Below are 15,510 nucleotides of genomic sequence, written 5' to 3'. Positions count from 1 at the left end.
CGGGCCGTGGCGTCGACCACGGCCATGCTGGCTCTCCGGCGTGCCACCACGGCCGCGAGCCGGGACTGAGCCGCCAGGAGCAGGCAGGAGACCAGCACCAGGTACGGAACCAACACCCGGAAGCCGTCGGAGGGCGTGGCCAGCAGCACGACGGCGCCGGCCAGACCGCCGAGCAGAGCCGGCGGTCCCAGAGCACGCAGCCGGACGGCCTGCCCGGCGAGCTCGCGGCGGTAGCCCAGCGCCCCACCGGCGTACCCGGTGACCAGCCCCACCGATGAGGTAATGTTGGCGGTCAGCGCCGGCAGACCGGTGGCGAGCAGCGCCGGGAAGGCGATCAGGGTCCCGCCGCCCGCGATCGTGTTCACCGCGCCCGCGAGCAGACCCGCCCCGCCCGCGAGCAGGGCATCGGCTGGTCCCACGTGTCCTCTACGCCGATGGAAGGAAGAGTGACGGGTTCAGGGTGACGGGGTGACGGGCTCGGCGCAGTGCGGCCGGTCCGGCTCAGAGGTCGAACTCCTCCGGGTTGATGCCGACCGCGAAGCACGCCTCCCGCACGACGGCCTGCTCCGTCTTGTCGAAGGTGCCGTCGGCCCCGCCGATGACGATCCCGATCTGGATGACCGCCCTGGCCTCCGCCGGCTTCTTCTTCGTCTTCGCGATCTCCTGGAGAACGGAGACCTTGCCGAACTCGAAATCGGCCTGCAGCTTGCCGACATAGTCGTTGAAGCGACGCTGGAGATCATCCGCGGGAAAGTTGCTGAGCACGTCGTTGGAGATGATCAGCGCGGCGACCCGCTGCCGCTCGGCCGGGTCGATGGTCCCGTCCGCCGCAGCGACCAACGCGCACATCGCCATGCTCGCATCGCGGAAGGCACCGCTCTTCAGGTCGTTTTTCTTGGCGTTCAGCTGGCCCTGCATCGTCTGGGCGGACTGACGCAGCTGGTTCCAGATCGGCACCCGGGCTCCCTCGCACGGTGACGTATCACTAGATAGTTCCTCGCAGGTCAACGCATGACCGCCCGGATATGCTCCCACCGGCTGGCCGAGGGTCAGGAACCGGCACCGCCGGGACCACGGCCGGCGCCGCGAACGCGGTTGAGCCGGTCCACCGCCGCCTGCGCGTCACCGATCGTGGCGAAGTCGACCGCGACGAACGTCGGGATCCGCCCGCGCTCCTGGCGACAACGCTGTGCCCGGGTGAACACGGTCTCGGCGGCGTTCGCGCCGAGGGCGGCACGGCGGCTGGGCGCGGCGGCGGTGAGCCAGTGGTTCATCAGCAGCAGCGAGGCACCGTCCACGCCCCGGTTGCGGGCGCAGGTCCGCAGATCCTCGGGTTTCTTCGCATCGAACGGGGTGTCCTCGGCATACCGGTAGAAGCTGCGCAGGAACGTGCCCGGCAGGTCCTGCCGCTCGGTGAAGACCACCAGGCGTCGGCCCGAGCCGACCATCTCGCGCAGGGTCGGCCATCGGCCGTGCGGATCCTCCGGCGGCGTCGTCACCATCCCCGCGAGGCCCGCGGCCGCCACGCCGCCGGCGATCTCGCTCGCCGGCACCTCATTATCCTGGATAATCAGCGTCACGACCTCGGTGGGATTGCGGTTCATCCAGTCCCGGACCCGGGTCAGCTCCGCCACGAAGTCGAGGGAGCCGAGCTGGCACAGGTCATGGCACAGCCAGGTGCCAGGGCGTTCCGATCGGGCGCCTCGCGTCAGCGGAGCGAGCGCGTCGCGGGTCGCGGGCGGCAGGGTCTGCAGGTAGGCGTCGACCTGGGTCGGCGATGTCCAGTGGTGCACGTCGAGCAGCAGGGCGCGCACCCCCAGGTCGAGCTGGTGCGCGATCGCCGGGTCCTGGGCGGGCCCGAGAAACCGGTCCTCACTGGTGGCCATCGCGTTGTGGGTGGCCAGGTAGCTCACCTGATCATAGCGCCGGTCGCACAGCGCCTGCTGGCTGTTGCAGAGCTTGCGGGCCTCGGCTGCGGCGCCCGGGAAGGCCGTCCAGGTCACAGCGATCATCAGGGGCAGCGCGAGGGCGAACGCCGTGGCGACCCGGCACCGCCGGCCGGTCCGGTTCCACCGAGCGGACACCGCGACGAGCAGCGACAATCCGTAGCCGACCAGGCCGGCCACCAGCGTCCAGACCACGATCCGCAGGAAGCCGCTCTCGAGCGTGCCGTAGGCGTGCGAGGAGAAGTCGACCAGCACTGCGCCAGCTCCCGGCGGCAGGGGCGACGACGGCCCGTCCAGCGAGGTCAGCGGATTCGGCAGCGCGATGCGCAGGACGACGCCGAGCAGCCCGGCACCGACGTCGGCGAGGACCACCGCACCGGTCGCGGCCCGGACCCGGGACACCCCCCGCCGCCCGGCCAGCACGACGATGCCGGCCAGGGCCGCCGTCATGATCAGGGCGAGCAGGAGGGAGACCCACACCAGGGTCGCGGCGACGTCGTGCAGCCGGCCGATCGCGACGATCATCGGCCGGTCATGCAGATCCGACAGGCGGACCCCGAGATCGAGGGTGGATCCGTGGAGATACGCCTGGAGCCGGCCAATGGCCGTCTCGTCGCCCTGGAAGACCTCCGGACCGACCAACGCCAGTGCTCCGGCGATGTTGCCCGACCTCAGCAGGGCGCGCAGCGGAGCCTCGATGCGCGCACGCGTGTCGGCGTCCACCCGGCCCAGCACCACGGGCAGGACGCGGTCGGTGTCCTGCGGGGAGAGCTCGATCGTGGGTAGGGACTTCGGCGGGCGCCCGGCAGCGATGTCGTCGAGCGCGGTGACGACACCGTGGGTGAACTCCTGCACGGTGGTGACCTGGTAGCTGGTGCCGGCGCCCAGTTCACCGGCGACGTACCGGTTGGCCAGGCCCGAGATGTTGTCGAAGATCGGCCGGAGGTCGACGGCGAATTCGACGTCGTCCGTGTCGGCCCGCAGGTAGTCGACGATCCGGTTGATCTGCTCGTCGGTCATCGCCTGGATCGTCGACGGGGGCAGCACCGTGCGCAGGTTCGCGGTGACGAGGGAGCTGTCGATCGGGAGGCCGGCCAGCAACGTGTCGACCGCGGGATCGGGCAGTACCTGGGTGTAGACGCGGTCGTAGGCGTCGGCCCGGTTCAGCGACTGCGAGTAGAAGGCCGGGTTCAGCACGGTCCGCCACGCGGTGATGACGACGACCAGCGGCAGCCAGCAGAGCAGGACGAGGGAGACGAGGGAGACGTGCGCGAGGCGCCCCCGCTCCCCTCCTCGGCGACCCACGGCCTACCGGCAGACAGGCAGACCCGGCTGGGCCCGCAGATCCGGCTGGGCCCGCAGCGCTGGATGGGCGACGTCTGCCAGCGTCTCCTCGATGCGGGCCGCGACCTCGTCCGGGCTGCCGGAACCGTCCACCGTGCGCAGCAGGCCACCCTGCCGGTAGTAGCGGCGCAGCGGTGCGGTCTCCTCCGCGAAGACCTTCAACCGGCGACGGGCGGTGTCCTCCGCGTCGTCGACCCGGTCCTCGGTGCGGGACCGGCGCCGGATGCGGTCGAGCACCTCGTCGACGTCGACGTCGAGGTCGATGACCGCGTCGAGCGGGCCGCAGGTCGCCACGAGCATCCGGTCCAACGCCTCGGCCTGGGGGTAGGTCCGGGGGAACCCGTCGAACAGGAACCCCACCGCGCAGTCGACGCCACTCTCGAGCCGGTCGGCGACGATGTCGAGCACGATCTCGTCGGGGACCAGCTCGCCCGCGCGGACGTAGCGCTCCGCGCGACGGCCCAGCGGCGTACCCGCGGCGATCTGCTGGTCGAACAGCCGGCCGGTCGAGATCGAGGGGATGCCGTGCCGGGCGCTGATGCGAGCGCCCTGGGTTCCCTTGCCGGAGCCAGGTGGACCGAGCAGCACGAGCCTCATGGCACTGAACGGTACCGCCGCAGGTCACCAGGCTGGTCGGCGAGTCCAGTCAATCGCCGCAGATCCGGCCTGGAGCAAGACAGATCACATGAATCTTCGGCCACAAAGTGCTCCGGTGTCCCGGCTGCACGCCAGCCCCGGCTGCACGCCGGGGCTGGCTGGCTCCCGGTCAGCGACGCGTCGGCGTGATGGGCTCGGGCAGGTCCGTCCTGCCCATCAGCCAGCGGTCGGTGGCGGCGGCGGCGGCACGTCCCTCGGCAATCGCCCAGACGATCAGTGACTGCCCGCGTCCCATGTCCCCGGCGACGAACACGCCGGGGACCGAGGAGGCCCACCCGGCGTCGCGCGCCACGTTGCCGCGCGCGTCCAGCTCCACCCCGAGATCGGTCAGCAGGCCGGGCCGTTCCGGGCCGGTGAACCCCATGGCGAGCAGCACCAGCTGGCAGGGCAGCTCGGTGTAGGTACCCTCGACCTTCTCGAACTTCCCGCCGACGAGGCGCACCTCGTGCAGGCGCAGCGCCCGCACGTTGCCATCCTCGTCACCGAGGAAGCGCTCGGTGGAGACGGCGAAGACCCGCTCGCCGCCCTCCTCGTGCGCGCTGGAGACCCGGTAGATGATCGGGTATGACGGCCACGGGTTGGCCGGGGCCCGCAGCTCCGGCGGCCGGGGCATGATCTCGAGCTGGTGCACGGAGAGCGCGCCCTGGCGGTGGGAGGTGCCCAGGCAGTCCGCGCCCGTGTCACCGCCGCCGATGATGACCACGTTCTTACCCTTGGCGGAGATGGGCGACTCGGGCAGATCCCCCTGCGCGACCCGGTTCGCGGGCACGAGGAACTCCATCGCGAGATGGATGCCACCCAGCTCCCGGCCGGGAACAGGCAGGTCCCGGCCAACCGTCGATCCCCCGGCGAGGACCGTCGCATCGTAGGAGGAACGCAGCTCGTCCGCGGCGATGTCGAGGCCGACGTTGCAGGACGTGATGAACGACGTGCCCTCGGCCGCCATCTGCGCGAGCCGGCGGTCCAGGACCCGCTTCTCCATCTTGAACTCGGGGATTCCGTAGCGGAGCAGGCCGCCGATCCGGTCGGCCCGTTCGTAGACCACGACCTCGTGGCCGGCCCGGGTGAGCTGCTGGGCGGCGGCGAGACCGGCCGGGCCGGAGCCCACGACCGCCACCCGCTTGCCGGTACGCAGCGACGGCGGGACCGGGACCACGGTGCCGTCGGCCCAGGCGCGGTTGATGATGCTGACCTCGACCTGCTTGATGGTCACCGGATCGTCGCCGATGCCGAGCACGCAGGCCGCCTCGCACGGCGCCGGGCACAGCCGCCCGGTGAACTCGGGGAAGTTGTTCGTCGCATGCAGCCGCTCGATGGCGTCCACCCAGTCGCCGCGCCGGGTCAGGTCGTTCCATTCCGGAATGATGTTCCCGAGCGGACAGCCCTCGTGGCAGAACGGGATGCCGCAGTCCATGCAGCGGCTGGCCTGCGTGCGCAGATGCTCCTCGGGGAACGACTCGTACACCTCGCGCCAGTCAGTGATCCTGACGTCCACGGGACGGCGCTTCGGCAGCTCCCTGCGGTGCTTGAGGAAGCCGGTCGGGTCAGCCATGCCGCTCCTGTCGGGTCCGCGCGATCGCGATGATGGTCGGGTCGTGCTTGGCGGCCCAGTCAGCCACGAGCCGCCGCCATGATGACCTCGTCGGCGACGAGCCCCTGCTCCTGCGCCTGCCGGATGGCGGTCAGCACCCGCTTGTAGTCCCGTGGCATCACCTTACGGAACGACCCGCGCACGGTGTCCCAGTCGGCGTACAGCCGGGCAGCCACCGTCGAACCGGTCTCCCGGCGGTGCCGGACGAGCAGGTCCCGCACGATCGTCTCGTCGGCGTCGCCCAGCGCCTCGACGTCCACCATCTCGGTGTTGATCCGCGCCTCGACCGGGTCGTACAGGTAGGCCACGCCGCCGCTCATGCCCGCGGCGAAGTTGCGCCCGATGGCCCCGAGTACCAGCACGGTGCCGCCGGTCATGTACTCGCAGCCGTGGTCGCCGACCCCCTCGACCACCGCGGTCGCCCCGGAGTTGCGCACGCAGAACCGCTCGCCGACGATCCCGCGGAAGAACGCCTCGCCGCCCGTCGCCCCGTAGAGCAGGACGTTACCGGCGACGATGTTCTCCTCGGCCCGCAGCGGGGACTCCTTCGGCGGGAAGACGAAGATCTTGCCGCCGGACAGGCCCTTGCCGGCGTAGTCATTCGCGTCGCCCTCGAGGGTCAGCGTCATGCCGCGGGGCGCGAAGGCGCCGAAGCTCTGCCCCGCGGAGCCGGTGAACCGCAGCTGGATCGTGTCGTCGGGCAGCCCCGCCGCGCCGAAGCGCTTCGTCACCTCGTAGCCGAGCATGGTGCCCACGGTTCGGTTGACGTTGCGGATCGGCATCTCCAGCCAGACCGGCCGGCCGTCGTCGAGCGCCCCCTCGCACAGCTGGATCAGCGAGTTGTCCAGCGCCTTGTCCAACCCGTGGTCCTGGCTGGACGTGCAGTTCAGCGAGCCGCCGAAGGGCCGCTCCGGGGTGTGCAGCAACGGGGTGATGTCGAGGCCGGAAGCCTTCCAGTGGTCGACGGCGGCGCGGGCGTCGAGCAGGTCGACCCGGCCGACCGCCTCCTGCAGGCTGCGGAAGCCCAGCGCGGCGAGGTAGGTGCGCACCTCCTCGGCGATGAAGGTGAAGAAGGCCTCGACGAACTCGGGCCTGCCGGTGAACCGCCTGCGCAGTTCCGGGTTCTGGGTCGCCACACCGACCGGACAGGTGTCGAGATGGCAGACGCGCATCATCACGCAGCCGGCAACCACCAGCGGGGCGGTGGCGAAACCGAACTCCTCGGCCCCCAGCAGCGCCCCGACGATGACGTCGCGGCCGGTCTTCAGCTGCCCGTCGACCTGCACGACGATGCGGTCGCGCAGGCCGTTGAGCAGCAGCGTCTGCTGGGTCTCGGCCAGCCCCAGCTCCCACGGGGCACCCGCGTGCTTCAGCGAGGTCAGCGGCGAGGCGCCCGTCCCGCCGTCGTGCCCGGAGATCAGCACCACGTCGGCGTGCGCCTTGGAGACCCCGGCGGCGACCGTACCGACGCCGACCTCGGCGACCAGCTTGACGTGCACCCGGGCCTTGGGGTTGGCGTTCTTCAGGTCGTGGATGAGTTGGGCGAGGTCCTCGATCGAGTAGATGTCATGGTGCGGCGGCGGGGAGATGAGCCCGACACCGGGCGTCGAGTGCCGCGTCTTCGCGATCCACGGGTAAACCTTGTGGCCAGGAAGCTGCCCCCCCTCGCCGGGCTTCGCCCCCTGGGCCATCTTGATCTGGATGTCGTCGGCGTTGGCGAGGTACGCGCTGGTCACCCCGAACCGGCCGCTGGCGACCTGCTTGACCGCGGAGCGGCGCAGGTCCCCGTTCGCGTCCGGCGTGAACCGCTCCGCGTCCTCGCCGCCCTCGCCGGTGTTCGACTTCCCGCCGAGCCGGTTCATGGCGATAGCCAGCGTCTCGTGCGCCTCGGCGCTGATCGAGCCGTAGGACATGGCGCCGGTCGCGAACCGCTTGACGATCTCCGAGGCCGGCTCGACCTCCTCGATCGGCACCGAGCTGCGCACCCCGGTACGCAGCTCGAACAGACCCCGCAGCGTCGCGTTCTCCCGGGACAGGCCGTCGACCCGGGCGGTGTACTTCTGGAAGGTCTCGTACTGCCGGGTGCGGGTGGCGTGCTGGAGCAGGAAGACGGTCTCCGGGTTGAACAGGTGCAGCTCACCCTCGCGGCGCCACTGGTACTCGCCGCCGACCTCCAGCGTGCGGTGCGCGTGCTCGGAAGCGATCGGCGGATAGGCCCGCCGGTGCCGCGCGGCCACCTCCGCCGCGATGACGTCGAGCCCGACGCCGTCGAGGCGCGACGGGGTACCCGCGAAATAGGCGTCGATCAGTTCCTGGGACAGCCCGATCGCCTCGAAGACCTGGGCGCCGGTGTAGCTCGCCACCGTCGAGATGCCCATCTTGGACATCACCTTCAGCACGCCCTTGCCGAGCGCCTTGATCATGTTCTTCTCGGCCTGCTCCCGGGACACCCCGACGATCTCGCCCTCGGCGATGAGGCTGTCGATCGACTCGAATGCCAGGTACGGGTTGACTGCCGCGGCGCCGTAGCCGGTGAGCAGTGCGATGTGGTGCACCTCGCGGGCGTCGCCGCACTCGACGATGAGGCCGACCTTCGTCCTGGTCCGCTCCCGGATCAGGTGGTGGTGCACGGCGGCGGTCAGCAGCAGCGACGGGATCGGGGCCTTGCGCGTGTCGGAGTCCCGGTCGGAGAGCACGACGATGCGGGCACCGTCGGCGATGGCCTCGCTGACCCCGGCGCAGATCTCCGCCAGCCGGGCGGCGAGCGCCGCGCCGCCCCCGTCGACGTCATACAGACCACGGACCGTCACCGAGGCAAAGCCGGGCATGTCACCGTCGTCATTGATACCGATGATCTTCGAAAGTTGGCTGCTGCTGATCACCGGATAGGGCAGGTGCACCATCCGGCAGGACGCCGGGGACGGCGCGAGCAGGTTGCCCTCCGGGCCGAGCACCCGGCCCAGGCTCGTCACCAGCTCCTCGCGGATCGCGTCCAGCGGCGGGTTGGTGACCTGCGCGAACAACTGGGTGAAGTAGTCGAACAGCAGCCGGGGACGGCTGGAGAGCACCGCCACCGGCGTGTCGGTGCCCATCGAGCCGATCGGCTCCGCGCCCGTGCGCGCCATCGGCGCGACGAGCACGCGCAGCTCCTCCAGCGTGTAGCCGAACACCTGCTGGCGACGCAGCACCGAGGAGTGCCCGTAGAGGAGCTGCTCCCGCTCGGGCAGGTCGTCCAGCTCGATCAGACCGGCGTGCAGCCACTCCGCGTACGGCGCCGCGTTCGCGAGCTCGGACTTGATCTCCTCGTCGCTGACGATGCGCCCCTCGGCGGTGTCCACCAGGAACATCCGCCCCGGCTGGAGCCGGCCCTTCTGCACCACCTTGTGCGGCGGGATGTCGAGCACGCCCACCTCGGAGGCCATCACGACCAGGCCGTCGTCGGTGACCCAGTACCGCGATGGCCGCAGCCCGTTACGGTCGAGCACCGCCCCGATGACCGTCCCGTCGGTGAACGCGATGGAGGCCGGGCCGTCCCACGGCTCCATCAGCGTGGAGTGGAACTGGTAGAAGGCGCGCAGCGCCGAGTCCATCTCGGTGTGGTTCTCCCACGCCTCGGGGATCATCATCAGCACCGCGTGCGGCAGGCTGCGACCAGCCAGGTACAGCAGTTCCAGGACCTCGTCGAAGCTCGCCGAGTCGCTCGCCCCGTCCGCGCAGATGGGAAACAGCCGGGAGAGGTCACCGGGGATCAGGTCGCTGGCGAGCAGCGCCTCGCGGGCCCGCATCCAGTTCCGGTTCCCGCGGACGGTGTTGATCTCCCCGTTGTGGGCGACGAACCGGTACGGGTGCGCCAGCGGCCAGCTCGGGAAGGTGTTCGTGGAGAACCGGCTGTGCACCAGCGCGATGGCACTGGCGAACCGGGGGTCGTCGAGGTCGGGGAAGTAGGCCGAGAGCTGGTGGGTGGTGAGCATCCCCTTGTAGACCAGGGTCCGTGACGACAGCGACGCCAGGTAGACGCCGGTCTCCCGGCGGATCCGCTTGCGGGCGCAGAACGCCCGGCGTTCGAGGTCGGCCTGGTCGAACCCGTCTCCCGCGCCGCCCTCAACCGGACCGGCGGCGGGCAGACTGCCGGGCAATGCGAGGAACAGCTGCCGCATCCGCGGCTCAACCTCGTGGGCCGCGTGCCCGACGATGTGGCTGACGACCGGCACCTCACGCCAGCCGAGGACCCGCAGCCCCTCCTGGCGGACGATGCGGCTGATGGTGCGCACGGCGTCGTCCCGCTCCCCCGAGACCTGCGGCAGGAAGGCGATCCCGACGGCGTAACGCCCCGGGGCGGGCAGCGCGAAGTCGACGACGTCACGCAGGAACAGATCGGGGACCTGCACCAGGATGCCGGCTCCGTCGCCGGTGTCCGGGTCGCTGCCCGAGGCACCCCGGTGGTCGAGGTTACGCAGCACGGTCAGGCCCTGCTCGACCAGCTCGTGACTGCGCCTGCCGTGTACATCGACGACGAAGCCGACGCCACAGGCGTCGTGTTCGAAGGTGGGGTCGTAAAGACCTTGCGCACTCGGCATCCGGCGAAGTCCTGTCCATCTTCAGGGGCTGAAGGGGGTGCGGACGACGCTGTCCGAGTGGTGTGACGGCACGGCGGCGCTGGCCCGGCGCCCCGTGTCTCTACCGAGTGTGCCACGCGACCCGCTCATGCGCCGTGATCAAATATGTCCAGGAAATCACCGCCAGATGACGTCATACCTCCCCACCCGGCCTCGGTCACTACGAGTAGGGGGAGGCCGACGGTCCGGCCGACGCCCGGGGCCCCGCCGGAGACGGCGTCTCATCAGGGCATCTGCGGCTCCTCCGGCGGAACGGCCGACGTGTGCCCACCGCTCGCCGGCAATCTCGTTGCCAGGCCGCGGCTCTGCTGCTGCGAACCAGCCGGTACGGCAGTGGTGGCGGCAGTGGTGGCAGTGGTGGCGGCAGTGGTGGCAGTGGTGGCGGTCGGCCCGGAGTCGTCGGGCACCGCGGCGGCGGGTACCGACCCGGCGGAACCAGGATCGGCCGGATCGGGACCGGCCGGATCGGGACCGGCCGAGTCGGGACCGGCCGAGTCGGGACCGGCCGAGTCGAGAGCGGCCAGATCAGGATCGACCGGATCGGGACCGGCCGCTCGCTGGTCGGCGGCACCGGCACCGGCGGTCGTCACCGTGGACCGCGTCGCGGGCCGGGAACGGGCGATCCCGAGGGCCTCCTGCTCCTCCCTGGACAGATTCGGGTCCACGGGACGGCGGGTGACCGCCAGCGCCAGCAACGCCCCCAGACAGACGACGATCGAGGTCCAGACGTTGACCCGCAGCCCGAGGATCTGGTTCGCCGTGTCGATGCGCAGCATCTCGATCCACAACCGGCCGAACGTGTAGAGCGCGACGTAGAGGTAGAACAGCTTGCCGCGGCCGAGCCGGTGCCGCCGATCGACGACCAACAGGATCCCGGCCACCACCAGGTTCCACAGGAACTCGTAGAGGAAGGTCGGCTGGTAGGTGGACACGCCGGGGATGATCTGGTGCTTCTCGTCGATGCGCACCGCCCAGGGCAGGGTGCTCGCCTTGCCGTACAGCTCCTGGTTGAACCAGTTGCCCCAGCGTCCGATCGCCTGGGCGAGGATGATGCCCGGCGCCGCGGCGTCGCCGAACAGGGCGAGGCTGATGCCGTAGCGCCGGGTCGCCAGCCACGCGCCGAACGCCCCGCCCGCGATGGCGCCCCAGATACCCAGCCCGCCGTTCCAGATCTTGATGACGTCCAGCACGTTGCCGTCCCGGCCGAAGTAGGCGTCCGGGGTGCTGACCACGTGGTAGACACGGGCGCCGACGATGCCGAACGGGACGGCCCAGTAGGCGACCTCGCTGGCCACCATGGGATCCATGCCGCGGGCGCGCAGCCTTCTTCCCGTCACGAATACGGCGACGAAGATGCCAATGATGATCATCAGGGCGTAGGCGCGCAGCGGCACCGGCCCGAGATACATCACGCCACGCGATGGGCTGGGAATAGCGGCAAGAACCACGGTCGCCAGGCTATCCCGTGGACCCGTCCATCACGCGCGGGGTAGTCCGGCCACGTGTCCCACTCGGTGCGCAGCGGGGTGGTATAGGCGGCGATAGATGTGGGCGACAGCTGTGACGGCTGGGCCGGGACGGCCGGGAGTTCACGCCGGGACGGGAGCGCGCACCCCTCCGGCGAGTGCCGCGGCGAGCCGACGGATTCCGGCGAGGCCCGCCGAGGCGCCGGCTCCGGAACGTTCCGCCTCGAGCAGGACCTTCACCAGCGCGGAGCCGACGATCACACCGTCGGCGAAGCCCGCGACCTCGGCGGCCTGCGCCGCGGTGCTCACCCCGAGCCCCACCGCCACCGGGAGCTCGGTGGCGGCCCGCACCCGGGCGACCAGATCGGCCGCCTGCTCGCCGACCGCCGCCCGGGTCCCGGTGACACCCATCAGCGAGGCGGCGTAGACAAAGCCGCGCGCGACGCCGGCGACCAGCCGGAGGCGGGTGTCCGAGGAGCTGGGAGCGACGAGGAACACCGGGGCCAGGCCGTGCGCGGCGCACGCGTCGAGCCAGGGCCCGGCCTCTTCGGGCGGCAGGTCCGGAGTGATCGCCCCGGCGCCCCCGGCAGCGGCGAGATCGGCCGCGAACGCGGCCGCGCCGTAGCGGTCGATCGGGTTCCAGTAGGACATGACCAGAGCCGGGGCCCCCGTCGCGGCGACGGCCTCGACGGTGCGGATCACGTCCTGCGTCGTGACCCCACCGCGCAGGGCCGCATCCGCCGCATCCTGGATCACCGGACCGTCGATGGTGGGGTCGGAGTAAGGCAGGCCGACCTCGACGACGTCGACTCCCGCCGCCACCATGGCCCGCATGGCCTCGATCGCCCCGTCCACCGTCGGGAATCCCGCGGGCAGATAGCCGACCAGCACCGACCGCCCCTCCTCGCGGGCCGCCGCGAACACTGCGTCCAACCGACTCTGCACCGTGCGTCCGTTCCGTCGGGCCCGAGGGCCGATGTGTCCTGTCTTTGGTTGCGCCGGTCCCGAGGCAGGGTCCCTCAGGCCCTCAGGATCCTCCCTCAGGGTCCCTCAGGCCGGCCCCCGCCGGACCGCCGGCGGGGCCCCCCGCCGGCATCGGCCTCGTCTAGGAGGTCGAACCAGCGGGCGGCGGTGTCGACGTCCTTGTCCCCCCGACCGGAGCAGTTGACGACGACGACCGCGCCCGGACCGAGCTCCCGGGCGACGTCGAGGGCACCCGCGAAGGCGTGCGCGCTCTCGATCGCGACCAGGATGCCCTCGGTACGGGCCACCAGCGCGAGCGCCTCCATCGCGGCGGTGTCGTCCACGACCCGATAGCTCGCCCGACCAGTCTCGTGCAGCAGGGCATGTTCGGGGCCGATGCCGGGGTAGTCCAGACCCGCCGAGATCGAGTGGGAGACCTGGGTCTGCCCGAACTCGTCCTGCAGCAGGAACGTCCGCATGCCGTGCAGCACGCCCGCGGAACCGCCGGCGATCGCCGCGGCGTGCCGACCGGTGGTGACCCCGTCCCCCCCGGCCTCGCAGCCGATCAGCGCGACCTCGACGTCGGGGATGAACGGGTGGAAGATGCCCATCGCGTTCGAGCCGCCACCGACGCAGGCGACGACGGCGTCGGGCAGCCGGCCGACACGGTCGAGCACCTGGGCGCGGGCCTCGACCCCGATGATCCGCTGGAAATCGCGGACCAGCATCGGGAACGGGTGCGGGCCCATCACCGACCCGATGCAGTAGTGGGTCGTGCCAACGGTGGTCACCCAGTCGCGCATGGCCTCGTTGATGGCGTCCTTCAACGTTCGGCTGCCGGACGTGACCGCGACGACCTCGGCGCCGAGCAGGCGCATCCGGGCGACGTTGAGGGCCTGCCGGCGGGTGTCCTCCTCGCCCATGTAGACGACGCAGTCCAGGCCGAGCAGGGCGCAGGCGGTGGCCGTGGCAACACCGTGCTGACCGGCTCCGGTCTCGGCGATGACCCGGGTCTTGCCCATCCGCCGGGTCAGCAGGCACTGCCCGAGGACATTATTGATCTTGTGGGAACCGGTGTGCGCGAGGTCCTCACGCTTGAGCAGGATGCGGGCACCGCCAACGTGCGCGGTGAGCCGGTGGGCGTCGGTGAGCGGAGTGGGCCGGCCCGCGTAGCTCGCCAGCAGCTCGTCCAGTTCCGCGGTGAAGCCGGGATCCACCCTGGCCGCCGCGTAGGCCGCGGTGAGCTCGTCCAGCGCTGCCATGAGGGCCTCGGGGACGAAGCGACCGCCGAAACGCCCGAAGTGCCCCGAGGAGTCGGGGAACGCCTGCCAGCTCGACGCGTCCAGACGGGCCGGACCGGAGCTCGACGGCGTCCCGGTTCCGGCGGCCGCGGGGCGAACTGACTCGGCAGCGGTTCGGATGGTCACGGTGCGACTGTATAGGGCCGAGCCCCGGATACCGGGGCACGGGCGCCGGGGCACGGGCGCCGACGGCCTCAGCGCCCGATCCGGGCCGCCGGGTGCGCGCCGGCCGCCACCAGATCGGCGACCGTCTGACGGGGATCGCCGGTGACGGCCGCCTCGCCGACCAGTACCACGTCCGCCCCCGCGGCGGCGTAGGCGAGCAGATCGTGCGGCCCCCGGATGCCGGACTCGGCGACCGCGAGCACTCCCTGGGGCACCATCGGCACGAGCCGGGCGAAGGTGCTCCGATCGATCTTCAGCGTGTGCAGGTCGCGGGCGTTCACTCCGACCAGTCGGGCCCCGGCGTCCAGCGCCCGCACCATCTCCGCCTCGTCGTGCACCTCGACCAGCGCCGTCATGCCCAGGGACTCGATCCGCTCGTGCAGGCCGACGAGCCGCGGCTGGTCCAGCGCCGCGACGATGAGCAGGACGATGTCCGCCCCGTGCGCCCGGGCCTCGAAGACCTGGTAGGGCGACACGATGAAGTCCTTGCGCAGCAGCGGGACGTCCACCGCGCGACGCACGGCATCGAGGTCGGCCAGGGAGCCGCCGAAGCGCCGTTGCTCGGTCAGGACACTCACCGCGGCGGCGCCCGCCGCCTCGTACTCGGTGGCGAGGGCAGCGGGGTCGGTGATGGCCGCCAGCTCCCCCTTCGAGGGGGAACGGCGCTTCACCTCGGCAATCACCGAGACCCGGGAGTCCCGGAAGACGGCGAGCGCGTCCTTCGGGTCGGGAACGCGTTCCACCCGCCGCTTGAGATCTGCCAGAGAGGTCTGTTGCTCGCGGGCGGCAAGATCGATCCCGACCCCGTCGAGGATCTCGGCGAGAACGCTCATCGCCCCGCGCTCGCGACTGTCGCGGTCATGCCGCCGATGGTAGGCCAGGCAGGCACGGTGGGCCCGGAACCCCCACCTGCGGCTACGATCCATAACTCTACGTAGTTGACTTTCCCGTGAGGAATCGGGTAGCGGCCCGAACACACCCATCTTCACGGACACTGCACCGTCAGCCACTTCGGATCCGCCTACACCGATCAGCTGCGATCCGCAATCGATCTTGCGTCGTGAGCCCGTTGACAGAGTGACGCGACGAGTCCGGTGAACCACCGTGTGCAGAGGCACAACCGGGCTACCACCTCGCTCGCCGGGCAACGGCATCACGAGATCCGGGCGGCCGCACGACAGGTTCTCGGGATCGGCGGCAGGTTCTCGGGATCGGCGGCCGCGGCGCGCACGCTCGGGACCGCCGCGCCTTCGCCGACCGGAAACACGCATGGCACGCCGCACATGTCCTCGAACGGACCGGACCCTCGAACGGACCGGACCCTCGGGCGGACCCGGGCAGCGCCCCAGGGACGGCGTGGCGGGCTGGCGTCGATCGCCGGCACCCCCTATAGTCGAACATGAGTTCGATACCAAGGAGAGTTCCGATGGACATCCGCCGCATCTCGCCCCCCCTCAGCGC

10 protein-coding genes are annotated in these 15,510 nt (G+C 71.1%); all 10 read right to left on the bottom strand.

Annotation, left to right across the window (positions count from 1 at the left end; all coding sequences use genetic code 11):
• The coding region (locus AC08OP_RS08780) for a TSUP family transporter (protein ID WP_476613739.1) at positions 1–419 on the bottom strand (419 nt) is incomplete at its 3' end.
• Between the two features lie 82 nt (positions 420–501).
• A complete protein-coding gene (locus AC08OP_RS08775) occupies positions 502–957 on the bottom strand; it encodes a tellurite resistance TerB family protein (RefSeq protein ID WP_476613738.1) in 456 nt (151 codons plus the stop codon).
• A gap of 92 nt (positions 958–1,049) precedes the next feature.
• Entirely contained in the window at positions 1,050–3,251 is a 2,202-nt protein-coding gene (locus tag AC08OP_RS08770) for a phosphoinositide-specific phospholipase C-related protein (RefSeq protein ID WP_476613737.1), read from the bottom strand.
• 3 nt (positions 3,252–3,254) lie between these two features.
• Entirely contained in the window at positions 3,255–3,887 is a 633-nt protein-coding gene (locus AC08OP_RS08765; RefSeq protein WP_476613736.1) for an adenylate kinase, read from the bottom strand.
• A gap of 169 nt (positions 3,888–4,056) precedes the next feature.
• A complete protein-coding gene (locus tag AC08OP_RS08760; protein WP_476613735.1) occupies positions 4,057–5,499 on the bottom strand; it encodes a glutamate synthase subunit beta in 1,443 nt (480 codons plus the stop codon).
• Positions 5,500–5,558: 59 nt separating this feature from the next.
• The gene (gene gltB / locus AC08OP_RS08755; RefSeq protein ID WP_476613734.1) at positions 5,559–10,115 is read right to left on the bottom strand and encodes a glutamate synthase large subunit; all 4,557 of its coding nucleotides are present in this window, start codon (positions 10,113–10,115) and stop codon (positions 5,559–5,561) included.
• A 263-nt stretch (positions 10,116–10,378) separates the two neighbouring features.
• Positions 10,379–11,602, bottom strand: coding sequence for a prolipoprotein diacylglyceryl transferase (gene lgt / locus AC08OP_RS08750; protein WP_476613733.1), 1,224 nt, complete (start codon positions 11,600–11,602; stop codon positions 10,379–10,381).
• Between the two features lie 141 nt (positions 11,603–11,743).
• On the bottom strand, positions 11,744–12,565 hold the full coding sequence (gene trpA / locus AC08OP_RS08745; protein ID WP_476613732.1) for a tryptophan synthase subunit alpha: 822 nt from the start codon (positions 12,563–12,565) through the stop codon (positions 11,744–11,746).
• A 95-nt stretch (positions 12,566–12,660) separates the two neighbouring features.
• Positions 12,661–14,010 carry a tryptophan synthase subunit beta gene (gene trpB / locus AC08OP_RS08740; RefSeq protein WP_476613731.1) on the bottom strand — a complete coding sequence of 450 codons (1,350 nt, stop codon included), beginning with the start codon at positions 14,008–14,010 and terminating at the stop codon, positions 12,661–12,663.
• Between the two features lie 68 nt (positions 14,011–14,078).
• Positions 14,079–14,882 (bottom strand): indole-3-glycerol phosphate synthase TrpC, encoded by an 804-nt coding sequence (gene trpC, locus AC08OP_RS08735; protein ID WP_476613730.1) that lies wholly within the window; start codon positions 14,880–14,882, stop codon positions 14,079–14,081.
• Positions 14,883–15,510 lie beyond the last annotated feature (628 nt).

It is taken from the genome of Frankia sp. CeRuru1 (assembly GCF_977966315.1).
The sequence above is the reverse complement of the archived record's forward strand: the minus strand, read 5'-3'. Positions and strand labels throughout refer to the sequence as shown.

Coding starts and splice junctions, on each gene's coding strand:
- AC08OP_RS08765 (WP_476613736.1), bottom strand. CDS start 3,887: ATGAGGCTCGTGCTGCTCGGTCCACCTGGCTCCGGCAAGGGAACCCAG.
- AC08OP_RS08760 (WP_476613735.1), bottom strand. CDS start 5,499: ATGGCTGACCCGACCGGCTTCCTCAAGCACCGCAGGGAGCTGCCGAAG.
- gltB (WP_476613734.1), bottom strand. CDS start 10,115: ATGCCGAGTGCGCAAGGTCTTTACGACCCCACCTTCGAACACGACGCC.
- trpC (WP_476613730.1), bottom strand. CDS start 14,882: ATGAGCGTTCTCGCCGAGATCCTCGACGGGGTCGGGATCGATCTTGCC.